The organism is Duganella hordei (assembly GCF_040369125.1).
GTDB classification, from domain to species: domain Bacteria; phylum Pseudomonadota; class Gammaproteobacteria; order Burkholderiales; family Burkholderiaceae_D; genus Rugamonas; species Rugamonas hordei.
In genome coordinates this window covers 158,255-178,972 of the sequence record NZ_BPWI01000012.1, presented here as the reverse complement: position 1 = coordinate 178,972, position 20,718 = coordinate 158,255, and the positions used below count along the sequence as shown (strand labels likewise).

Annotated in this window: 18 protein-coding genes; 5 read left to right on the top strand and 13 right to left on the bottom strand. The window is 64.4% G+C overall.

Translation table 11 applies throughout. The features are described from left to right. Positions 1–14: 14 nt before the first annotated feature. The 4 genes from ABWW33_RS24245 to ABWW33_RS24230 all read right to left on the bottom strand — a co-directional run bounded on the left by ABWW33_RS24245 (position 15) and on the right by ABWW33_RS24230 (position 3,080). Positions 15–428: a YciI family protein gene (locus tag ABWW33_RS24245; RefSeq protein ID WP_176654416.1), complete on the bottom strand. Its 414-nt coding sequence runs from the start codon at positions 426–428 to the stop codon at positions 15–17. 10 nt (positions 429–438) lie between these two features. After that, complete coding sequence (locus tag ABWW33_RS24240; RefSeq protein ID WP_353404073.1) at positions 439–912, bottom strand: VOC family protein; 474 nt, start codon at positions 910–912, stop codon at positions 439–441. A gap of 99 nt (positions 913–1,011) precedes the next feature. Beyond that, on the bottom strand, positions 1,012–2,412 hold the full coding sequence (locus ABWW33_RS24235; protein ID WP_353404072.1) for a heavy metal sensor histidine kinase: 1,401 nt from the start codon (positions 2,410–2,412) through the stop codon (positions 1,012–1,014). Continuing rightward, entirely contained in the window at positions 2,409–3,080 is a 672-nt protein-coding gene (locus tag ABWW33_RS24230; protein WP_176654413.1) for a heavy metal response regulator transcription factor, read from the bottom strand. Before ABWW33_RS24230 ends, ABWW33_RS24235 begins: the two co-directional genes overlap by 4 nt. A 164-nt stretch (positions 3,081–3,244) precedes the next feature. Between ABWW33_RS24230 and ABWW33_RS24225 the strand changes: the two genes are divergently transcribed. The 3 genes from ABWW33_RS24225 to ABWW33_RS24215 are packed head-to-tail and all read left to right on the top strand — an operon-like array spanning position 3,245 to position 5,392. Then, the gene (locus ABWW33_RS24225) at positions 3,245–3,580 is read left to right on the top strand and encodes a CzcE family metal-binding protein (RefSeq protein ID WP_353404071.1); all 336 of its coding nucleotides are present in this window, start codon (positions 3,245–3,247) and stop codon (positions 3,578–3,580) included. A gap of 4 nt (positions 3,581–3,584) precedes the next feature. Next, complete coding sequence (locus ABWW33_RS24220) at positions 3,585–4,025, top strand: DUF305 domain-containing protein (RefSeq protein WP_353404070.1); 441 nt, start codon at positions 3,585–3,587, stop codon at positions 4,023–4,025. After that, the gene (locus tag ABWW33_RS24215) at positions 4,022–5,392 is read left to right on the top strand and encodes a YncE family protein (protein ID WP_353404069.1); all 1,371 of its coding nucleotides are present in this window, start codon (positions 4,022–4,024) and stop codon (positions 5,390–5,392) included. Before ABWW33_RS24220 ends, ABWW33_RS24215 begins: the two co-directional genes overlap by 4 nt. Here the strand turns inward: ABWW33_RS24215 and ABWW33_RS24210 are convergent, their stop codons facing one another. The 5 genes from ABWW33_RS24210 to ABWW33_RS24190 all read right to left on the bottom strand — a co-directional run bounded on the left by ABWW33_RS24210 (position 5,393) and on the right by ABWW33_RS24190 (position 9,834). Beyond that, positions 5,393–6,130 (bottom strand): alpha/beta fold hydrolase, encoded by a 738-nt coding sequence (locus tag ABWW33_RS24210; RefSeq protein WP_353404068.1) that lies wholly within the window; start codon positions 6,128–6,130, stop codon positions 5,393–5,395. A gap of 124 nt (positions 6,131–6,254) precedes the next feature. After that, the gene (locus tag ABWW33_RS24205) at positions 6,255–7,028 is read right to left on the bottom strand and encodes a substrate-binding periplasmic protein (RefSeq protein ID WP_353404067.1); all 774 of its coding nucleotides are present in this window, start codon (positions 7,026–7,028) and stop codon (positions 6,255–6,257) included. 15 nt (positions 7,029–7,043) lie between these two features. Next, complete coding sequence (locus ABWW33_RS24200) at positions 7,044–8,405, bottom strand: ATP-binding protein (protein ID WP_353404066.1); 1,362 nt, start codon at positions 8,403–8,405, stop codon at positions 7,044–7,046. A 1-nt stretch (position 8,406) separates the two neighbouring features. Further along, positions 8,407–9,075: a winged helix-turn-helix domain-containing protein gene (locus ABWW33_RS24195; RefSeq protein ID WP_176654406.1), complete on the bottom strand. Its 669-nt coding sequence runs from the start codon at positions 9,073–9,075 to the stop codon at positions 8,407–8,409. Positions 9,076–9,099: 24 nt separating this feature from the next. Continuing rightward, positions 9,100–9,834 carry a cytochrome b/b6 domain-containing protein gene (locus tag ABWW33_RS24190; RefSeq protein WP_353404065.1) on the bottom strand — a complete coding sequence of 245 codons (735 nt, stop codon included), beginning with the start codon at positions 9,832–9,834 and terminating at the stop codon, positions 9,100–9,102. 175 nt (positions 9,835–10,009) lie between these two features. Here ABWW33_RS24190 and ABWW33_RS24185 point away from each other — a divergent pair, with 175 nt between their 5' ends. After that, positions 10,010–12,544, top strand: a complete 2,535-nt coding sequence (locus tag ABWW33_RS24185) for a cation-translocating P-type ATPase (protein ID WP_444551012.1) — start codon at positions 10,010–10,012, stop codon at positions 12,542–12,544. A 45-nt stretch (positions 12,545–12,589) separates the two neighbouring features. On the opposite strand, the gene ABWW33_RS24180 is transcribed toward ABWW33_RS24185, so the two are convergent. The 4 genes from ABWW33_RS24180 to ABWW33_RS24165 all read right to left on the bottom strand — a co-directional run bounded on the left by ABWW33_RS24180 (position 12,590) and on the right by ABWW33_RS24165 (position 19,749). Next, positions 12,590–13,336, bottom strand: coding sequence for a substrate-binding periplasmic protein (locus ABWW33_RS24180; protein ID WP_176654403.1), 747 nt, complete (start codon positions 13,334–13,336; stop codon positions 12,590–12,592). Positions 13,337–13,475: 139 nt separating this feature from the next. Then, positions 13,476–16,451 (bottom strand): TonB-dependent receptor, encoded by a 2,976-nt coding sequence (locus ABWW33_RS24175; protein ID WP_353404063.1) that lies wholly within the window; start codon positions 16,449–16,451, stop codon positions 13,476–13,478. Positions 16,452–16,656: 205 nt separating this feature from the next. Beyond that, positions 16,657–18,108, bottom strand: a complete 1,452-nt coding sequence (locus ABWW33_RS24170; RefSeq protein ID WP_353404061.1) for a glycoside hydrolase family protein — start codon at positions 18,106–18,108, stop codon at positions 16,657–16,659. 21 nt (positions 18,109–18,129) lie between these two features. Beyond that, on the bottom strand, positions 18,130–19,749 hold the full coding sequence (locus ABWW33_RS24165; protein ID WP_353404060.1) for a glycoside hydrolase family 43 protein: 1,620 nt from the start codon (positions 19,747–19,749) through the stop codon (positions 18,130–18,132). Positions 19,750–19,863: 114 nt separating this feature from the next. Here ABWW33_RS24165 and kduI point away from each other — a divergent pair, with 114 nt between their 5' ends. After that, positions 19,864–20,712: a 5-dehydro-4-deoxy-D-glucuronate isomerase gene (kduI, locus tag ABWW33_RS24160; RefSeq protein ID WP_353404059.1), complete on the top strand. Its 849-nt coding sequence runs from the start codon at positions 19,864–19,866 to the stop codon at positions 20,710–20,712. The last annotated feature ends 6 nt before the right edge of the window (positions 20,713–20,718 follow it).

The following is a 20,718-nucleotide window of genomic DNA, read 5'->3' as shown; positions in this document are numbered from 1 at the left end:
CTAAGGTAGCAGCATCACAGGCGGGCGCGCAAGGCTTCTTCCTGCGCGATCACCTCGGGTGTGGCGGCTTCGCCAAAATCCTCCATCTCGAACACCTGGCGGATCTCGATTTCGGACGGCACTTCCATCGGGTTCGGACAACGCTTCATCCACTCGATGGCCTCCTCCTTCGATTTCACCTGGATCAGCCAGAAGCCCGCGATCAATTCCTTGGTCTCGGAGAACGGGCCGTCGATGACGGTGCGGCTGGCGCCGTCGTAGCGGATGCGGGCCCCCTTGGAGCTGGGATGCAGCCCCTCGCCGGCCAGCAGCACGCCGGCGTTGACCAGCTCCTCGTTGAACTTGCCCATCGCCGTCAGCAGCTCGGTGCTCGGCATCTTGCCGGCCTCGGAATCCTCGGTGGCTTTTACGATAATCATGAAACGCATGACGGTCTCCTTATTCGCAAGGCGGGGTTTGCTGTTTCATCGCCTCGTTCATTTCTTCGGGCGTCATGTCCTTGATGTGGGTGGCGATCGACCAGTGGTGGCCGAACGGATCGGTGACCTGGCCGTAGCGGTCGCCCCAGAACATGTCGGCAATCGGCATCTTGACGGTGGCGCCGGCGGCCACCGCCTGGGCGAAGATGGCGTCCGCATCCTTCACGTACAGGTGCAGCGTGACCGGGCTGCCCTTCAGCGCCTTCGGGCCGAGGCCGCCGTAGTCGGGAAAATCGTCCGCCAGCATGACGATGGAATCGCCGATCTTGACGGCGGCGTGCATCAACTTGTTGTTCTGGCCCGGTATGCGCGCCGTTTCGACGGCGTTGAAGGCCTTCTTGTAGAACTCGATGGCGTCGGCCGCCCCCTCGCAAACCAGGTGCGGGGTGACGCTGTGCATACCTTCTGGAATGGCATCTACTTTTGCAGTCATGGTGATCTCCTTGATGTGGGTTGAAGCGAGTGAATCGTCACTCTACCTCTACGACGAAGCAGCACGCATCAAATCGACATGTTTTTTTAATTTTTTTATTTACTTGTCCGCGGAACCAAACCGCAGGTAGAACGTAGTGGTCTGTCCCGGCAAACTCTCGACCCGGACGTTTCCATTGTGCAACTCCATGATGGCACGGACGATGGACAACCCGAGCCCCGCCGAATGGGCCTGGTTGGAGCGCGCGGCGTCGGCGCGGTAATAGCGGTCGAAGATGCGCGGCAAATGTTCCGGCGCGATGCCGGCGCCGGTATTGCTGACGGCCAGCTCCACGCCCTGCTCCGCCCTGCGCGCGGACAGGCGCACCGCGCCGCCCGCCGGCGTGTAGCGGATCGCGTTCGACACCAGGTTGCTGACGGCGCGCTGCAGCAGCACCGGATCGACGTGCGCCTCGAGCGCCGGCGCATCGACCGTCAGCGCGACGCCGACGTCGTCGGCCAGGATCTCGAAGTAGTCGTGGATGCGCAGCAGCTCGGTGCGCAGGTCCAGCGTTTCGCGCTGCAGCGCCAGCTGGGCGTTGTCGACCCGCGCCAGGAACAGCGTGTTCTCGATCATGCGCGCCAGCCGTTCGTACTCTTCCGAATTGGACGCCAGCAGCGACTGGTATTCCTCCACCGTGCGCGGGCGCGACAGCGCGACCTGGGTTTCCACCATCAGCGTGTTGACCGGCGTGCGCAGGTCGTGCGCCAGGTCGGCGGCAAAGCCGGACAGGCGCTGCACGCCGTCCTCCAGCCGGTCCAGCATGGCGTTGAAGGCCTCGCCCATCTCGCGCAGCTCGACCGGCGCGTCGCGCACCGACAAACGGGTGTTGAGACGGTTGGTGTTGATCTCGTTGGCCTTGCCGATGACGGAGCGCAGCTGGCGCATGCTGTGGCGCACGATCGCATAGCCGAGCAAGGTGGCCAGCGCGGCGCCGCCACACAGCGCGGCCAGCAGATCCGAGGTATAGCGGCGCAGCAGTTGCAGCCGGTCGGAGCGCTCGCGCGCCAGCGTGATCCTGACCGGCTCGCCGCCGGCCAGCCCGACCGCGCTGACCATGCGGCCACGCCCCATGGCCGGCATCCAGTCGTGGATGTCGTCCAGCGTCAGCTCGCGCTGCGGCGGCACGCTGTCGACCTTCGGCAGCGGCCGCGAAGTGGTGGACGATTGCAGCAGCGGTGCGCCATCCGGCCCGTTCACGCGCAGCATGAAGTCGTTGTGGCCGAACAGCGTGTCCATCAGCGGCCGCTTGTCCCGCGCGATGGCCTGCGGCGACGGCAGCTCGGCCACGATGCGGCGGATTTGCATCACCTTGTTGATCAGTTCCACGTCGTCGCGGTAGGACATCTGCCGCGCCAGCGTCTGATACAGGTAGGCGCCGGCCGCCAGGAAGGTGACGATGGCGACCGCCGACAGCAGCAGCGCGACGCGCAGCGTCAACGACAGCGGACGAAGCTTCATGACCGCGCTTCCAGCAGATAGCCCATGCCGCGCACCGTCTGTATCAGCTTGGTGGTGTAGGGGTCGTCGATCTTGGCGCGCAGCCGGCGCACGGCGACGTCGACCACGTTGGTGTCCGAATCGAAGTTCATGTCCCACACCATCGAGGCGATCTGCGTGCGCGACAGCACCTCGCCCTGGCGCTTGGCCAGCAGATGCAGCAGCGCGAACTCCTTGGCCGTCAGCTCGATGCGCGTGGACTGGCGCGTGACGCGGCGGCGCAGCACGTCGATTTCCAGGTCGGCCACGCGTATCATTTCCATCTCGCGCACCGGCCCCCGGCGCATCAGCGTCTTGACGCGGGCCAGCAGTTCGGCGAAAGCGAACGGCTTGACCAGGTAATCGTCGGCGCCCAGCTCCAGTCCCTTGACGCGGTCGGCCACATCGTCGCGCGCGGTCAGGAACAGCACCGGCGTCTGTTTGCGCTCGCGCAGCTTGCTCAGCACCGCCCAGCCGTCCATTTGCGGCAGCATCACGTCCAGCACGATCAGTTCGTAGTCGTGCTCCAGCGCCAGCGCCAGGCCGTCGACGCCATTGCGCGCCAGGTCCGCCACGTAGCCGGATTCCTGCAAGCCCTTGACCAGGTAATCGCCCGCTTTCGGCTCGTCCTCAACAACCAGAATTTTCATGATCTACCTCCAGATGCAGCATTGTCGGCTTTTCCGCGGGCCGTTTGGATTACAAATCTGTCATTTGCACGTCATCTTCCCGTCAGCGGCGGCTCTCTAGACTGGCTCCATCGATACAGCAAATGCATCGACTCCCCGACAGTCAACTCACTATAGGAATCATCATGTTCAACGCCATCCGCATCGCCTCATTGACCGCAGCCCTGACCGCAACCCTGGCCGCCTCCACCGCTTTCGCCGCCAACGGCACCGCCGAATACGGCAGCGCCGTGGCGCCATCCAACGCCCAGCGCCATATCGTCATCAACGCCAGCACGCCCTGGGTCAACGTCGACAACGGCGACACCGTGGAATTCCAGTCCAACGGCACCAGCTTCACCTGGCATTTTGACACGCTGCGCGACGAAACCGCCTTCGACCTGTCGAAAATCGCCCCGGCAGGCAGTGTAGACCACAAGGTCACGGTGTATGTCGCCTCCAACCCGCTGTATCGCGGTTAAGGCCATGCGCGCACCACGTGGAGCACTACGCGGCGCGCTCCGTCTAGGCTTCGCCGGCGCCCTGGCGCTGGCGGCGTCGCAGGCGGGCGCCCAGGAACATCACCACCACGGCGACAGCACAGACAGCGGCCAGCCGCCGCCGGCATTCGTCGCCAGCACCGCCAAAACCTTCGACGCGCTGATGGACGACGCCATGGCCGTGATGGACGCCGGCATGAAGCAGGCGCCGATGAACGGCGTCAGCGAACACGATTTCGTCACCATGATGATGCCGCACCACCAGGGCGCCGTCGACATGGCGAAAGCAGTGCTGCTGTACACCCAGGACCCGGAGATCCGCAACCTGGCGCTGGGCATCATCGCCGAACAGCAGAACGAGATCAGGGTAATGCAGGCCTGGCTGCAACGACAACCACAAGAGACCAATAAAGAGGCAAATAAATGAAAACCATCGCTTTCGCGGTAGGAACGCTGCTGTCGGCTTATGCCGCCGCCGCGCTGTCGCCGCTGGACCGTGTCTACACCGCGGACCAGAACACCAATACCATTTCCGTCTTCAACCCCGCCAGCAACACGCTGCTGGGCCAGATCAAGCTGGGCAACGTGCGGCCGGACGTGCTGTCGCCGCTGTATCGCGGCGAGATCAATGTGCACGGCCTGGGCTTCTCGCCGGATCACAAGACGCTGATCGCCATTTCCAACGGCTCCAATTCGGTGACCTTCATCGATACCGCAACCAACAAGGTCAAGGGCAAGACCTATGTGGGCCGCTCGCCGCACGAGGGATTCTTCAGCGCCGACGGCAAGGAGGTGTGGGTGGTGGTGCGCGGCGAGGACTATATCTCCGTCATCGATCCGCTCACATTCAGGGAAACGCGCCGCATCCAGACCGACCTCGGTCCGGGCATGGTGCAGTTCCACCCGGACGGCAAGCTGGCCTTTGTCGTGTCGAGCTTTACGCCGACCGTCGACGTCATCGACGTGGCGACGCACACTGTCGTCAAGCGCATCGGCGTGGTCAGCCCGTTCTCGCCCTTCCTGCAATTCACGCCCGACTACAGCGAGATCTGGATGACGCACAAGGACGTCGGCAAGGTCACCCGCATCAGCACCAGGACGCTGGAGGTGACCGGCGTGATCGACACCGGCTTCATCTCCAACCACCTGGCCTTCGCCACCGTGGCCGGCGAGGTGCGCGCCTACGTGACCATAGGTGGAGAGAACGTCGTCAAGGTCTACACCACCGGCAAGGAAGCCAGGCTGCTGGCCACTATCCCGACCGGCGCCCTGCCGCACGGGATCTGGACGTCCGACGACAGCAGCCGCATTTACGTCGGCCTGGAAAACGGCGACGGCGTGCAGGCCATCGATCCCGCGACCAACAAGATCGTCGCCACCATGCCCGGTGGGCAGGCGCCGCAGGCGCTGGTGTATTTGTCGAAGGTGGCGCCGTCCGCCGACGACCGCTCCAACCTGATGCCGCGCGTGAACCAGGACTCGCACAACATCGCGCTCAAGCCGACCGCCGGCGAAGGCAAGGGCTTTGTCGTGGTGCGCAACCTGGGCGTGGTCGATGCGATGGAAGTGTTCCTGTACAAGCTGAAGCCGAATACGGTGTATAACGTGACGCTCAGCAGCCAGGCGGCGCCGGTCGGCAGCTTCCGCACCAACGACGCGGGGATGGCCAACGGCACCATGATCGGACCGGTGCGCGCGCAGGCCGCCAGCGATGCGGCGGCCAAGGCCGACCACCTGATGGTGAGCGAGGCCGGCACGGGCAGCGCTACTCCCGTGCTGGTCAGCGTTCAGTAATTACTTCGCTGCTTCAAGGATGAGGTTTGCAATCTCGTCCGGGTGCGAGATCATCGATACATGGCTGGACGCCAGTTCGATGGTCTTCGCGCCCATGCGCTTGGCGACGAAGCGTTCCAGTTCCGGCGACGTGGTGCGGTCGTTCTGCGACACGACGTAGTAGCTGGGTTTATTCTTCCAGGCGGCCTGCGTGGTACGGCCGGAGAACAGCGTCTGCGAAATCCGTCCCTGCGATGCGTACAGCACGCGCGCCTGCGCCGGATCGAGGTCGCCGGCAAAGTCGCGCACAAAGGCCTGCTCGCTCAGCTGCGCAAAACCATCCGGCGACTTGACCAGGCCGGCACTGGCAGGCGGCGCCGGGAATTTGGCCGCCAAAGCGCCGTAGTCTTCGCCGACATCCGGCGCGCGCGCCGCCAGGTACACCAGCGCCGCCACTTTCGGATCGTTGCCGGTCTCGCTGATCACGGTGCCGGCCCACGAGTGGCCGACCAGGATCGTCGGGCCGTCCTGCAGCGCCAGGACGCGGCGCGTGGCCTCGGCATCGTCGGCCAGCGAGGTCAATGGGTTCTGCACCGAGGTGACGTGCATGCCGGCTTTCTGCAGGCGGGCGATCACCTCGTTCCAGCCGGAGCCGTCGGCATAGGCGCCGTGCACCAGCACGACGTTGTGTACCGACGGCGCGGCGACAGCGAGATTGGCCGCCAGCAGCGTGGCGGCGGCAATGAGTGAGCGTTTCATGGTCCAGTCCTTTATCGAGGTTAAAAACCCAGTATAGAAACCAGCCCATGACCCAAACATTACGCGCAGATTACAAACAGATTACAACAGCCGGCGAAAAGCCCTTGGCGAGGGCGTCCGCACGCTAGTCCTGCTGCTCTCCCAGGTATTTTTTATAGATCGCATTGACCCGCCCGGCCGCCTTTAACTGCCGCAGTCCGGCGTTGAAGTCGTCGCGGACCACGGGATCCCGGAATACCGGGCGGTAGTCCTGGGGATTCATTTTCACAAAGCTGTGCATGACCACCGGCTTGGGACGGAAATCCTTGGTCTTCTGCAGCGCCGATGAAAAATACCTGAATATGCTTCGATCGCTGAGGGCGACATCGTAGTGCCCGGCATTGAGCGTCATGACCTGGAGCGACTGGTTGTTTTGCTCAAAATATCGCCCGGATTTTTTCACGTCGTCCAGCCATAAGGGATAGCGCCTGGCGGCGCCGGGAAACGCGATGACGGTCAACCCGCGCAAATCCGCCGGCGTCTTGATCGTCACGTTGCGCTCCTTCAAAGTGATGAACACGTTGTCATAAAAAACCGCCGGCTCGCCATAGTATCCGCCCGCCTTGTCCATGTTCTCGCCCAGGTCCGTCATGGCCGCGTCGACGCTGCCTGCCTTGAACGCGATCGGGATGCGGGCAAATGGATAATACGCCGGCTTGAGGACGTGGCCGCGAAAGGCCAGCGCTTCGCGGATGATCTCGATCTCGATGCCCGAGTCGGTCTCGGGAAAGCAGAACGGCGGAATTTTTTCACCGAAGGCCATCCTGACTTCGGCGCCGCTGCTCGCCATGGGCAGCAACACAGCCAGGGCCCAGCCGCACAGCAAGGGTACGGCGCTACGGTTTTTTAGTATCGACATTTTGTCCGCCATTTCCTATTGTGCGTACACGGCCAGTGGTCCGGCCACGCTGGCCGCCATGCCGCCAAGCGACACCGAGCTCCCCGCGCCTAGCTCGAAGCCATGTGTGGAGGCGATCCGCCGCGCGATCGACCATCCCAGCCCGCTCCCGCTCTCCCCGCTGCCCGTCACCCGGAAGAAGCGCTCACCCAGCCTGGCCAGGTGGGCCGGACTGATCCCGGGGCCGCTATCCTCGATACTGAGGTTGAAGCGCTCATTCTGGCATACCAGCCGCACGGCGATGCGGGCGCCGGCCGGACTGTAGCGCACGGCGTTGTCGATCAGGTTGCGTACCAAGACCATCAGCAGCATGTCGTCGCCCAGCACCGGGCATTCCTTTTCCGCATCCAGGCTCAGTTCCTGCTGCTTGCCCGCGGCCTTGGGCGCCACCTCCGCCAGCACCTGCCGCACCAGTTGCCGCAATTCGACGGGCCTCCGCTCGACCACGCCGGTGGTTTCCAGCCGCGACAGCGTCAGCAGCTGCTCAACAAGCCTGGTCGCGCGATCGCAACCGTCGAGCGTGGCCGCCAATGCGTGCCGGCGCGCTTCCGGCTGGGTCTCTGCCGCGGCCACTTGCGCCTGCATGCGAATGGCAGCGATCGGCGTGCGCAATTCATGCGCCGCGTCCGCGGTGAAGCGCCGCTCCGCATCGCGCAATTCCACGATGCGTTCGAACAGCTGGTTCATCGATGACAGCAGCGGCCTCAGTTCCACCGTCAGGCCCGGCACCGCGATAGGCTCGAGCGCCTGCGGCTGCCGCGACAGCACCGCCCGGCTCAACGCGCGTATCGGCGCCGTCCCACGGCGCACCGTCCACCACGTGGCGACGGCCAGCAGCGGCAAGGCCGGCAGCAGCGGCCACAGGCTGCTGCGCAGCACCGCCCACAAAATCTCCTGCCGCGATGCCAGGCGCTCGGCGACAAAGACATCGAGCCGCCGCGCGCTGTCCGGCGCCGCGTAGGCGCGCCAGGGCTTCCCCCCATGCGTCACCACGCCATAGCCGGGCCGCGCCGCGCCGCGCGCCATCAGGGGCTGGTCCGGCGCATCGTCGGACTTCAGTATCAGCCGGCCGGCCTGATAGACCTGGAACATGACGGTGGCGGAGGCGACATGCCGGGCGCCCGGCGTGCCGGGCGCGATCTCATCACTGTCGAAATCGCCCAGCCTTTGCGTCAGCAGCAACGCCGCCGACTGCGCCAGGTGGGCGTCGAGCAGTTCGTCCAGTTCATGCCGGGCATCGAACCAGGTCAGGCCGGCGGCAAGCAGCCATATCAGGGTGACCACCGCCAACACCGATCGGATCAAGCGGCCTTGCAATGACGCCGGGCGGCCCGTCATGCTAGGCCGCCGCCCGCAACAGCATGTAACCGACGCCGCGCACCGTCTGTATCAGATCGGCCCCCAGCTTGCGCCTCAGGTTATGGATGTGCACCTCAATCGCATTGCTCTCCACCTCCTGCCCCCAACTGTAAAGATATTGTTCCAGCTGTTCGCGTGACAGCACCCGGTCCGCATTGAGCATCAGCGCCTGCAGCAGATCAAACTCGCGCGCCGACAGCGACACCACCGCGCCGGCGCGCCGCACGATCCTGGCGGCGGCGTCGAGCTCGATGTCGCGGGCCCGCAGGTACTGCTGGACCTGGCCATGGGAGCGCCGGATCAGGGCGCGCAGGCGCGCCGCCAGTTCATACAAGTCCACCGGTTTCACCACATAGTCGTCGGCGCCGATATCCAGGCCACGGATACGGTCAGGCACCGTATCGCGTGCGGTCAGTATCAGCACCGGCACCATGACGCCGGCCTGCCGCACTTCGGCCAGCACGGCCAGGCCGTCCTTCAGCGGCAGCCCCAGATCGAGCACGGCTGCGGCATAAGGGGGTTGCGTCCGCAACTCGCGCGCGGCAGCCGCACCGTCCAGCACCCAGTCAACCTGGAAACCGAGCTGGCGCAAGCCCGCCTGCAGGCCGTCACCGAGCAATCTATCGTCTTCCGCGAGTAGTATATGCATCTCAGGATTATCCCACGAAACACCTCAGTCATCCTCGGCTCCGGCATGGCTGCGCTCGCGCGAAGCCGCCACCTTGCCGTCGCCGGGGATATCCGCGCCGCTGCCTTGCCACCACCAGAATCCCAACACCAGCAGTAGCAGCAGGAATGCGATGCCGCCGCGCAGTCCCGGCCCTTGCGCCGGCCCGGCTTGCACGCCGCGCTTGCGTCCGGTGAACATCGCCTTCACCAGATTCTCGCGATGCAGCCGGCTCGCTACCAGGACGCCGGCAACGTGCAGGGCGATCACTGCCAGCATCAGGTTCGCGATCAGCTCGTGCACCTCCTCCATCCATGCGCCGGCCTTTTCGGCATACAGCAGCCAACCGGAGGCGGTCAGCGCCAGGGCGATCGCCAGCATCAGCAGGATGGCGACGGCGCCGGCGGGGTTGTGTCCGGTAAAATGCTGCGGCCGTCCGCTTGGCAGGGAGCGGAGATAGGCCAGGGTCGCCCGCGGTCCCCGCACAAAGCTGGAAAACCGCGCATGATACGTGCCGAAAAATCCCCACCCCAGGCGGAAGCAGACCAATGCCGCCATCGTGTAGCCCAAGGTCACGTGGACCAGGCGCCATGCGTCCATTTCCGCCGTCAGATAAGCCCCGGCAAAGCAGAACACCATCAGCCAGTGCACCAGGCGGACGGGCAAGTCCCACACCTGGATCGTGCCTTGGACTTGGCTGTGGTTTTCGCCCTCCCCGGGCGCGGCTTGAATATCTTTCATCGAATGCTCCTCTGCGTTGGTCAAACAGTGTCGAGGCCAGGCTTGAGGCGGAAACCTCGCCGGCGCAATGACATGGTCGCCGCGCGACATTAAGGAATTCTGAGCGCCATCGGATGGCACCGGCAATTTCCCGCATGCGATGTGCTACGCTTGCACAGAAAATAGGATGGATTCCATGTCGGCACGACTGCAAAATGAAGGCCTGAGCGCTTCGGAGGCCGCGGAGAGGCTGCGTAAAAACGGCCCGAACGAGTTGCCCACCTCACGCCCGCTGAGCGCTGGGCGCCTGCTGCTGGACGTGGTCTCGGAGCCGATGTTTCTGCTGCTGGTGGCCTGCGGCGTCATCTACCTGGCGCTGGGCGACCGCAACGAAGCGCTGATGCTGCTGGGTTTTGTGTGCATCGTCATCTGCATCACATTCTTCCAGCAACGGCGCACCGAGCGTTCGCTGAACGCCTTGCGCGACCTGTCCTGTCCTCGCGCCTTGGTCATGCGGGACGGCAGGCAGGAGCGCATCGCCGGCAGGGAACTGGTGGTGGGAGACCTGGTGCTGCTGGCGGAGGGCGACCGCGTTCCCGCCGATATCGACCTGCTCAACGCGTCGAATCTGACGGTGGACGAGTCGATGCTCACGGGCGAGTCGGTGCCGGTGACCAGGCACGGCGCGTCCGGCGCAGGCGGCGATGTGGAAAGCCGCGTCTATTCCGGCACCCTGATCACGCAAGGAACGGCAAGCGGATTGGTGATCGCCACCGGAGCGCACAGCGCGCTGGGGCGCATAGGCGCATCGCTTGCCGCGCTGGGCGGAGAGCTGACGCCGATTCAGCTGGAAACGCGCGCCGTGGTCAAGGCCGTCGCCATCGGCGGCTTGTGCCTCGCGGCCGGCCTGGCGTTCGCCCATTGGTGGCTGCGCGGGGATTGGCTGCAGGGGCTGCTGGCGGGGTTGACACTGGCCATGGCGATCCTGCCCGAGGAATTGCCGGTGATCCTGACGCTGTTCCTGGGGCTGGGCGCATGGCGGCTCGGACGCGAACAGATCCTGGCGCGCAGCATACCCGCCATTGAATTGCTGGGGGCGACGACGGTGCTGTGCGTCGACAAGACCGGCACGCTCACCGCCAATCGCATGGAGGTGGTGCGGCTTTGGTCGGAACAATCCAGCTACGATTGCCGCACCCCGGTCGCCGCTGTGCTGCAGGAGGCGCTGCATGGCCTGCTCGAATATGCCGTCCTCGCCAGCCACCGGCAAGCGTTCGACCCGATGGAGGCCGCCATCGGCCAGGCCGGCACGCGCCTGCTGGCCAACACGGAACACCTGCATTCCGACTGGGCTCTGATTGACGACTATCCGCTGTCGCGGCAGATGCTGGCCATGTCGCGGGTGTGGCAATCGCCGGACCGCACCGAATACCTGATCGCGGCCAAGGGTGCGCCGGAAGCCATCATCGACCTGTGCCACCTCGATCCCGCGCGGGCGGCGGACATCTCGGCGCAAGTGGCGGCGATGGCGGACCACGGCTTGCGCGTGATCGGCGTCGCCAGCGCCACCTTCCCGGCGGCCGGCCTGCCGGACAATCAGCATGTGTTTGACTTTGTGTTCCTCGGCCTGGTCGCATTGCAAGACCCGGTGCGGCCGGAAGTTCCTCGGGCGGTGGCGCAATGTCACGCCGCGGGGATGCGCGTGGTGATGATCACCGGCGACCATCCGGCCACGGCCTTGGCCATCGCGCAGCAGGCGGGTATCACCGGCGCAGCGGGCGGGGTGCTCTCCGGCGCCGAGCTGGCGCAGATGGACGACACGGCGCTGCAAGCGCGGCTCAAGGATACCGACGTCTTTTGCCGCATCGCCCCGGAACAGAAGCTGCGCCTGGTGCAGGCCTTTCGCCGCCGGGGCGACATCGTCGCCATGACCGGCGACGGCGTCAACGATGCGCCGGCGCTCAAGGCGGCCAGCATCGGCGTGGCCATGGGCGCGCGCGGCACCGACGTCGCCCGCGAGGCGGCGGCGCTGGTCCTGCTCAGGGACGACTTCTCGTCGCTGCTGTTGGCGGTCCAGCACGGCCGCCGCTTGTTCGCCAATCTGCGCAAGGCCATCGTCTTCATCGTCGCGGTGCACGTGCCCATCGTCGGGCTGTCTATCCTGCCGGTGGCGCTGGGCTGGCCAATGCTGCTGATGCCGGTGCACATACTGTTTCTGCAACTGGTGATAGACCCGGCCTGCTCCATCGTGTTCGAGGCGGAGCCGATGGAAGCGGACGCCATGGTGAGCAAGCCCCGCAGGCCGGACATGCATTTGTTCGACCGCGAGATCCTGGTGCGCGGCTTGCTGCAGGGGGGCGGCCTGCTGCTGATGCTGGTGGGCCTTTACCTGCTGGCCCGGGACGTCAGCAAGTCCGACGACATCGCGCGCACCACCACCTTCCTCGCCCTCATCCTGTCCAACCTGGGACTGATCCACGTCAATCGCAGCTGGTCCCTGCCGTCATGGCGGCGGCATGCGTCGAACCGGGCGTTCGCCTGGATCAGCCTTGCAGCCGTGTCGCTGTTGCTGTTGGTGCTCTATCTGGACACCATACGCGAACTGTTTGCGTTTTCACTGCCCGGCCTGCCGCTGCTGCTCGCCAGCGCCATGCTTGCCGCGTTGAGCGTCGCCTGGTTCGAGTCGGTCAAATGGGCACAGTCGCGCGTCGGGAGCCGGCCAGGAACATAGCGGCGCCAAGCCGGGTGGAGCGCGCGATGTTTTTCGCCTTGCGGTCTATTTCTGTGGCAATTCAACATCGAAGCTGGTGTACTTGCCCATGATTTTCTTGATCTCGCCGCTGGCAGTGAGTTTCCTCACCGATCCCTTCAGCGCCCTGATCGTTTCCGGCTTCGCGCTTTTCTTGGAAAGGAACAAGATGAAATCGTTGCTGCCCAGGACCAGGGGAACGCCAAGTTCCTCCGGTTTGACGCCGGCCATATAGGCGCCGTAAAACAAGCCCACGCTGGAGCCGACGCCCGCGTCCAGGCGCCGCATGGCCAGCATTTTCGCCATCGTCACGTAATCGTTGACCGGGTACTTCTGGATCGACCTGTCGCTGTCGAATTGTTCCACATAATTGCTGGTACGCACCACGCCGACGGTCTTGCCGCGCAACTCGGCCAGGTTGTTGTAACGCGTTCCGCTGGGGCCGACCAAAATGACGGGCATGGTGGCAACGCTGGCCACCGGTACGGCGACCCGCGCCATATGCTCATTGCTGAACCGCAAGATACAGTCGGCGCCGCCGGTTTCGATTTCGAGGGCGGTGCGGGCGTAGGGAACCAGCGCGTTTGTGTAAGAGAACCCAGCCTCCTCCGCAATGCGATTTCCGATTTCATACATCATGCCGGTGGGCTTGCCGTCGCTGCCGACAAATCCCCATGGTGGCCCCTGGATCGTTTGAATCCGGAGCGGTTCGCTCATGGCGGACCAGGAAAGCAACAACCCTGCCGTCATCGCACACACTTGGAATAGTTTCATTTCCTCACATAACTTAAGCTGTCCCAAAATTCATTAGACGCCAAAGGGTCGAAAATGTCTATCGCCGGGGGCGAGCCGCCCGCCAAACGCGCATGGCGAGCCGAAGCTCGCCATGCGGTACCGCTGTCAACCGATTACATTACTTGCCGAACTTGTAGCGCAGCGCCAGGCTGAAGGTGCGGCCGTTGGCATAGTGCTGGCGCTCGATCCCGGTCTGGTAGGCGCCAGGCTCGCCGACGAAGCGGTTGAGCGCCTTGTCGAGGATGTTGGAGGCGTTGAACGACAAGGTGAAGTTTTCGTCGATGTTGTAGTTGACCGAGCCATCCAGGATGCCGGTGGCGGAAATGCCGCGCGCATCGATAGGATTGGCCGACGCGCCGAACAGGATGGAATCCGAACGCCAGGTGTAGACCAGGCGTGCCGACCACTTGGTGTCCTCGTACATGCCGGAGACGCTGTAGCTGTTCTTGGACTGGAACGGCTGGATCGAATCGACGATGCGCGGCGCGGCGGCGGTGCCGAAGTTGACCGGGTTCGACGTCTTAACATAAGTGTACGAACCTGCCACGCCGAAGTTCTTCAGCGGCGCGGCAAAGCTGTCGAAGAAGTACTGGCCCGCCAGTTCCATCCCGCGCGCATTGCCCTTCTCCGAGTTCACCGACTTGGTGATCTGGTACTGGCCGTTGCTGCAGCTGTTGTTCTGGCTGCCGCTGTAGGCAGGCACGCCGGCCACGGTCTGGCATTCGACGATGCCGTTGAAGAAGCCATCGATCTCCTTGTCGAAGACCGCCGCCGACACGTAGTTGGTCTTGCTGAAGTAGCGTTCCAGCGACAGGTCGAAGCTGTTGGCGGTTTGCGGACGCAGTGCCGGGTTGCCGGCGTTGCCGGTGCCGGTCACGGTGTTGACCGACAGGGTCGGGTTCAACTGGTCCAGCGGCGCGCGCGTCAGACCCTTGGCGTAGCCGAAGCGGGCCAGGAAGTCCTGCGTGATAAAGCCGGTCAGGTTCAACGACGGCAAGGTGTTGGTGTAGCTCGTCTTGGTGGAAGTCGGCGTGAACACGCCGGCCGTCAGGCTGTTCATGGCCACCGCCTTGCTGTCGGTGCGCACCACGCGCACACCGACGTTACCGGTGATACGGTCGTCCAGCGCCGAGAATTCGCCCATCACGTAGCCTGCCAGCGTGTTCTCGCGCAGGAAGCGGCGCGCGCCGATGTTTTCGACGTAGGCGTTATCCTGCGGGATGCCCGCCTTCGGGAACAGGTTGGCGACCTGGTTGCCCAGCAGCGCTCCCGGCGTGTACACCACGTAGCCGCCCGAGTAGCCGGCGTCGCCGTCCATGAAGTTGGTCGGCGACTGCTGCGTCACGCCCAGCGTATCGGCCGAAATGCCGTTGCTGCGGGCCGCGTTCAGCGGCAGGCCGTCCACCGTCAGCGGCTTGCCGGAGAAGTTGTAGCTGTTGAACCGGCTTTCCTGGTTCGCGTAGCGGGTGCCGAATTTCACGGTGCGCAGCAAGCCCTCGCCCACCGTGTATTTGCCGCTGATGGCGCTGGCGCTGCCCTTGTCGTCCGTGATCTGGTTGGTGCCGTTGGCGTAGTCGCGGAACACGAAGTTCGAGGCATCGCCCAGGTTCGGGCCCGTGAAGTTCAGCTGGTGCGGCGTGCCGTCGGCCAGGCGCGTGGTGTTCCAGTACAGGCCGGCCTTCGAGTCCATGTTGACCGAGCGGTTGTCCTGGGTCTTCTTCGACTTGATGTAGTTGAATTCGGCCTTGATCGCCAGCTCGGGGGTCGGGTTCCAGTCGGCGCCGCCGGCGGCGATCCAGGTGGTGTAAGGCGTATGCTCGTCGCCGCCGACGGTGTTGACGGTGGAGTTGAGGAAGGTGCCGCCCAGCAGGCGCTGGTTGGCCAGCACATCGTTGCTGCCGCCGTTGATGTTACGGTTGGCCAGGCCTTCGGTGAAGGCGAACGGCGTGGTGGTCAGGTTCTGCACGTTGGCGCCGTCGACCGAGTTCAGGCCGCGGTAGTTCTGGTGGTACAGGTAGTAGGTGTAATTGAACTCGGTGAAGAAGCGCAGCGTGTTGTCATGGCGGTAGTCGGCGGCCAGGTTCAGGCCGCGGCGCACGCGCATGATGGTTTCCTGGAACGCGTTGTTGGTGATGGCGGGCGCCGTCATGATGTTGCCGATCTGCTCGGCCGACAGACCCGTCAGGTTCGGCGTGTTGGCGCCGACGGTGGCCGAAGTCGGCAGCGTCGGCACGCCGGCCAGATAGCTGACGTCGGAACGGCCGACATAGCTCGACAGCGGCTGATTCGGGCTGTTGGCGGTGTTGGCAGCGGCCAGCGTCTTGTACTCGGCGCTGTCGGCGCGCACCGCGCGCTTGAAGTTGGCGCCGCCGTTGGCCGGGTTGTTGTCGGAGCGGCCGGTGCTGCTCTGGTAGACGGCGGCGGCCATCACGCCCAGCTTGCCGCCACCTTCCAGCGTCCATTTGTTGGCGACCAGACCGAACAGCTCCGGATCCTTTTCCTTGGCCAGGTCGTTGTAGCGGCCGGACACGCCCAGCGACACGGTCGGTCCCTTGAAGTCGCTCGGATTGCGGGTGCGGATATTCACCAGGCCGCCGATGCCGCCTTCGATATGCTCGGCCGTCGGATTCTTGTACACGTCGACGCCGGCAATCATGGCCGGGATCGCGCCTTCGATATTGTATTCGCGGCCGCCGGCGGTAAAGTAGGCGCGGCCATTGACCTGCGACGCCGTCTGGCCGGACAGGCCGCGGATGGTCAGGCCGGAACCGACGCCGACCGGCGAGGCGCCCTCGCCGCCATAACGGTAGCCCTGCACGCCGGGGATCCGGGTCAGGGTCTCGGCAACGTTGGGATCGGGCAGCTTGCCGATGTCTTCGGCGGTGATGGAATCGACGATTTCAATCGAGTCCTTCTTGATCGCCAGCGCGTTGCGGGCGCTGGCACGTATGCCGGTCACCACCACGGTCACGTCCTGCGCATCCGCTCCCTGCGCCCGGGCTTGGGCCAGCGCGCACGGCGCCACGAACAAGCCCTGCGCCACGGTCAACGCCAGCGCGGAAACCGGCAGCGTGTGTTTGATCTTCATCTTCATTTTATGTCTCCGTTGTTGTGCGATCCGCGCTTTGTGCGCGTGATGGAGCAGTGCCGCCCCTTTTCTTGTTGCGTATCGGATAATTCGCCTAAGCAAGTTATCGATAACAGGATTGATGGTATCACATCCTTTTCAGATGTCCACGGTTTTCTCTGTTATCGATATCTCGTCGGTAAATTGTAGCTTGGAAGCCACAACATAAAAACTACTTGAAACTGACGCCTTCGACAAACTGGCCGATATCGAGCACGTTGATTTCGGGCGCCGTCAGCTTGCGCCCGCCCACGGTGACATTGTCGATGACGATGTTCCTGACCTTGTGCTGCGCATCGTAGCCGTACATGACCGAGGCGCTGGGCGCGCCCTCTCCCGTGAAGCTGATATTCTTCAGCAGGATGTTCTCGATGCCGCGACCGGGACTGGTGTTGTACTTGGGCGTGTAGGCGATGTGCAGGTTGAACAGCTTGCCCTCCTCGATGCGGTCGACGCGGATATCCTCGAACGTCACGTCCCGCACCAGGTTGTCGTCGCCGGCCATGATGCCGATCGCGCCCTCGTATTCCGGATCGTCCTCGTCGTGGTCGAGGATGTCGATGTTGCTGAAGCGGATGCGCTCCAGCGCTTCCGGCTCCGGATGGGCCGGCGTCGGCGTGTTGCCATGTATGCCGATCATGACCGCGTGCGCCACGTCGGCCCACAAGGTGCTGTCCTTGACCACGATGTCGCGCGTATTGCCCCAGATATCCCAGCGGTGGTTGTACAGCGTCACGCTGTCGTCGGAGGTGCGGATAAAGCTGTCGGCCACGGTCACCCGCTCGCAGGCGAAGTGACCCAGGCCGTCCGACCACTTGCCTCCGCCGATGGTGCGGATGCTGCGCTCCTCGATATCCTGCGAGGTGATGCAGCGCATGGTGCCGTGCGGCTGGTTGAAGAAGATCGGTCCGTCGATCAGCACATGGCGTGAATTCTTGATGGTCAGCATATCGACACTGTCGAACAGGCCGTCGCTGAAGATCTTGACGTTTTCCACGCCGTTGACGATCAGCGGCCGTTTCAGCAGCGCCGAGCCGTCGATGTAGACGGTGGAATTGGAGCGCACATTGAACTCGCCGTCATGCACGCCGGGGCCGAAGTACACCACCGGCTGCGTGAAGTCCGGCGGCGTGCCGTTGCCGATCGGCGCGTTGGCCGCGCGCGGCGGCGCGGCCGGCATGTCCTTGCGGATCGCATGCGTGAACAGGTGCAGATTGTGCAGGTGGTCGTCGTCGAACTCAATGCTCAGGTTCTCCGGGCGCGTCAGCGTGAAGTACGCGGTGCGGCCGCGCACCACAGGCTTGATGCCCTTGCCGGATGGCCGTATCTTCACTTCGCTGAAGCGGCCGTTGTTCTTCTGCACCGCCACCTCGACCGGGCCGTCGAAATTAAAATAGACCATCGAGGCATCGCTGGGATTGTCCAGGTCGACCTTGACCTTGTACTCGTACAGATCCTGCCAGACGCCGCCCGGCGTGCGCACCCGCACCGTATAGTCGTCGTTGTGATGCGAGTAGCGTACCGCTTCCACGAACGGAAACACCTGCAACTGCGAGGCTGCGGCGGCCGCCGGACCGGCACCCAGGAACAGCGCGGCAACGGCGCTGGCGATTCGAATATTCATGCATTGTCTCCTTATTGTGTTTTATTGGCCGACACGGAAGTAGTCGACATCGATAAACGACTGGCGGTCTTGCACGCCCTCGGCGGCAAGGCTCATCAAACCGATCTGCGCGCCCACCCAGCGGCCTGCAACCGCCTGGAAGGGCTTGCCCGCCGGCGTGTAGGCCACGCCATCCAGGCTGTATGAAAACTGCACCAGCGCGCCCTCCTCCACCCGCGCGCGCAGGTAGACCGGGCCCTTGACCGTCACCGGCAACGGCTCGACCTGCTCCACGCAGGCCAGCGCCGGCGCCTCGCAGCGCGACAGCGCCAGTTGCGTGACGCCGCCGCTCTGGCGCAGGCCAAGCCAGGCATACTGCACACCCAGCACCACCAGGCCGGCGCGTTGCAGCTGCGCGCCGTGCGGCTCCAGCTTCGTCTCCACGGTGAAGGCGGGCGCCGGGAATTTCTGCGTCAGCACCGACGGCGCCATGCGCAAGCTGCCGGCGGCCGGCTGCGCGTACAGCCGCAGGTGGCCGCGCCGCGCATCGAGCGCGTACCAGCCCTTCGCCTGATTGGCGTTCCATTGCCATTGCAGGCCGAGACGCGGCGACGCGAACTCGTCGCCGGTCGGCGGCACCAGCACGCCGCGGTCCTTGCCGGCTGGCTTGTCGTAATTCTCCACCGGCTCGCCGACGCCGGACTGGCCGGCCTCGGCGCCGATCACCGGCCAGCCGTCGCGCCAGCGCATCGGCTGCAGGTGCACCACGCGGCCGTAGGCGCCCTTGTCCTGGAAGTGCAGGAACCAGTCCTTGCCGTCCACGCCATCCACCCAGGCGCCCTGGTGCGGCCCGTTGATGGGCGAGGTGCCGCGCGCCATCACGATCCTGTCCTCATACGGCCCCTCGATGCGGCGCGAACGGAACACCGACTGCCAGCCCTGCTCGACGCCGCCGGCCGGCGCGAACACGTAGTAATAGCCGTTGGCCTTGTACAGCTTGGGCCCTTCGATGGTGTGGTAGCCAGGCAGCAGGTCGCCGTTGATGATGTCCTTGCCGCGCGCGTCGAGCAGCGCCGCGGCATCGGGGCTCATGCTGCGCAGCGTCAGGATGTTGTTGATGCCGGAGCGGCTCTTGGCCCAGCCATGGACCAGCCATGCCTTGCCGTCGTCGTCCCACAGCGGCGCCGGGTCGATGATGCCTTTACCCGCCAGCAGCAGGTGCAGCTCGCTCCACGGTCCGGCGAACCGGTCCGCCGTCATCACGTACACGCCGAAGTCGGGGTCGGGATAGAAAATCCAGAATTTCCCCGCATGGTGGCGCAGCGCCGGCGCCCACACGCCCTTGCCCGGCTGCGGCACGGCGAACACGGATGCCGGCGGCAAGGCCGGCAGCGCATGGCCGACCAGTTCCCAGTTGACCAGGTCCGACGACTGCAGCAGCGGCAGTCCCGGCGCGTTGTTGAAGCTCGACGACACCATGTAATACATATCGCCGACGCGGATGGCGTCCGGATCCGCATAGTCGGCGTGCAGCACCGGGTTCTGATAGCGGCCGTCGCCCAGGTCGGCCACCCAGGGCGCGCGCGTGGCGGCCCCCCCCGTCTGCGCGCCGGCAAGCATGGGCAACAGGGCCAGAATCAAACTACACGTCGTCGATCTCAATGCTGTCTCCTTGATAGTTTTTCTTGTTATCGATAACAGCTTACTGTAATATTTGATGAAAAGATAGTCCGGCATCGACATCGGCGCCGGACAGACACCATCAGGAGACCATCCATGTACGATAAAATCTTTCACGCCACCCACCCCGATATGATGTCCGGCGTCAGCAACGACCAATTGCGCGATCGTTATCTGATCAGCCAGCTGTTTTCCGCCGACCAGGTCAAACTCAATTACTGCCACCATGAGCGCTTCGTGGTCGGCGGCGCAGCGCCTGTGACGCAGGCTATCATGTTGCCGCGCCATACGGAACCTGCCTCGGCGGCCGGCCAGCCCTTCCTCGCGCGGCGGGAACTGGGCATCATCAACGTCGCCGACGGCGACGGCGTCGTCACCGTCGATGGCGAGCGCTTCGAGCTGGCGCCGCTGGACGGCATGTACATCCCCATGGGCTGCGCCGACGTCACGTTCGAATCGGTGGACGGCGGCCGCCCGGCGCGCTTCTACCTGGTCTCGACGCCGGCGCACGCGCGCTTCGAGCTGAAGAAAATCACCCATGCGCAGGCGGTGCCGCTGCAACGCGGCAGCGCCGAAACCTCGAACGCGCGCACCATCTACCAATACGTGATCCCGGGTGTCTGCCAGTCCGCCCAGCTGCTGCTGGGACTGACGGTGCTGCAAACGGGCAGCGTCTGGAATACCATGCCGCCGCACCTGCACGAACGCCGCTCCGAGGTGTATTTCTACTTCAAGCTGAGCGAGACCGAGCGGGTGTTCCATTTCATGGGCGAGCCGGATTCGGCGCGCCACATCATCGTCGCCAATGAAGAAGCGGTCATGTCGCCGCCGTGGTCCATCCACATGGGATCGGGCACCGCCAACTACACCTTCATCTGGGCCATGGGCGGCGAAAACCTCGACTACACCGACATGAACGTGCTCGATATCTGCCAGCTGAAATAGGAGCCG

Excerpts from the sequence above, each read along its gene's own strand:
- ABWW33_RS24195 (WP_176654406.1), bottom strand. The coding sequence starts at position 9,075 with ATGCATATACTACTCGCGGAAGACGATAGATTGCTCGGTGACGGCCTG.
- ABWW33_RS24235 (WP_353404072.1), bottom strand. The coding sequence starts at position 2,412 with ATGAAGCTTCGTCCGCTGTCGTTGACGCTGCGCGTCGCGCTGCTGCTG.
- ABWW33_RS24180 (WP_176654403.1), bottom strand. The coding sequence starts at position 13,336 with ATGAAACTATTCCAAGTGTGTGCGATGACGGCAGGGTTGTTGCTTTCC.
- ABWW33_RS24170 (WP_353404061.1), bottom strand. The coding sequence starts at position 18,108 with ATGAATATTCGAATCGCCAGCGCCGTTGCCGCGCTGTTCCTGGGTGCC.
- ABWW33_RS24225 (WP_353404071.1), top strand. The coding sequence starts at position 3,245 with ATGTTCAACGCCATCCGCATCGCCTCATTGACCGCAGCCCTGACCGCA.
- ABWW33_RS24205 (WP_353404067.1), bottom strand. The coding sequence starts at position 7,028 with ATGTCGATACTAAAAAACCGTAGCGCCGTACCCTTGCTGTGCGGCTGG.
- ABWW33_RS24200 (WP_353404066.1), bottom strand. The coding sequence starts at position 8,405 with ATGACGGGCCGCCCGGCGTCATTGCAAGGCCGCTTGATCCGATCGGTG.
- ABWW33_RS24215 (WP_353404069.1), top strand. The coding sequence starts at position 4,022 with ATGAAAACCATCGCTTTCGCGGTAGGAACGCTGCTGTCGGCTTATGCC.
- ABWW33_RS24240 (WP_353404073.1), bottom strand. The coding sequence starts at position 912 with ATGACTGCAAAAGTAGATGCCATTCCAGAAGGTATGCACAGCGTCACC.
- ABWW33_RS24210 (WP_353404068.1), bottom strand. The coding sequence starts at position 6,130 with ATGAAACGCTCACTCATTGCCGCCGCCACGCTGCTGGCGGCCAATCTC.
- ABWW33_RS24190 (WP_353404065.1), bottom strand. The coding sequence starts at position 9,834 with ATGAAAGATATTCAAGCCGCGCCCGGGGAGGGCGAAAACCACAGCCAA.
- ABWW33_RS24175 (WP_353404063.1), bottom strand. The coding sequence starts at position 16,451 with ATGAAGATGAAGATCAAACACACGCTGCCGGTTTCCGCGCTGGCGTTG.
- ABWW33_RS24245 (WP_176654416.1), bottom strand. The coding sequence starts at position 428 with ATGCGTTTCATGATTATCGTAAAAGCCACCGAGGATTCCGAGGCCGGC.
- ABWW33_RS24185 (WP_444551012.1), top strand. The coding sequence starts at position 10,010 with ATGTCGGCACGACTGCAAAATGAAGGCCTGAGCGCTTCGGAGGCCGCG.
- kduI (WP_353404059.1), top strand. The coding sequence starts at position 19,864 with ATGTACGATAAAATCTTTCACGCCACCCACCCCGATATGATGTCCGGC.
- ABWW33_RS24220 (WP_353404070.1), top strand. The coding sequence starts at position 3,585 with ATGCGCGCACCACGTGGAGCACTACGCGGCGCGCTCCGTCTAGGCTTC.
- ABWW33_RS24230 (WP_176654413.1), bottom strand. The coding sequence starts at position 3,080 with ATGAAAATTCTGGTTGTTGAGGACGAGCCGAAAGCGGGCGATTACCTG.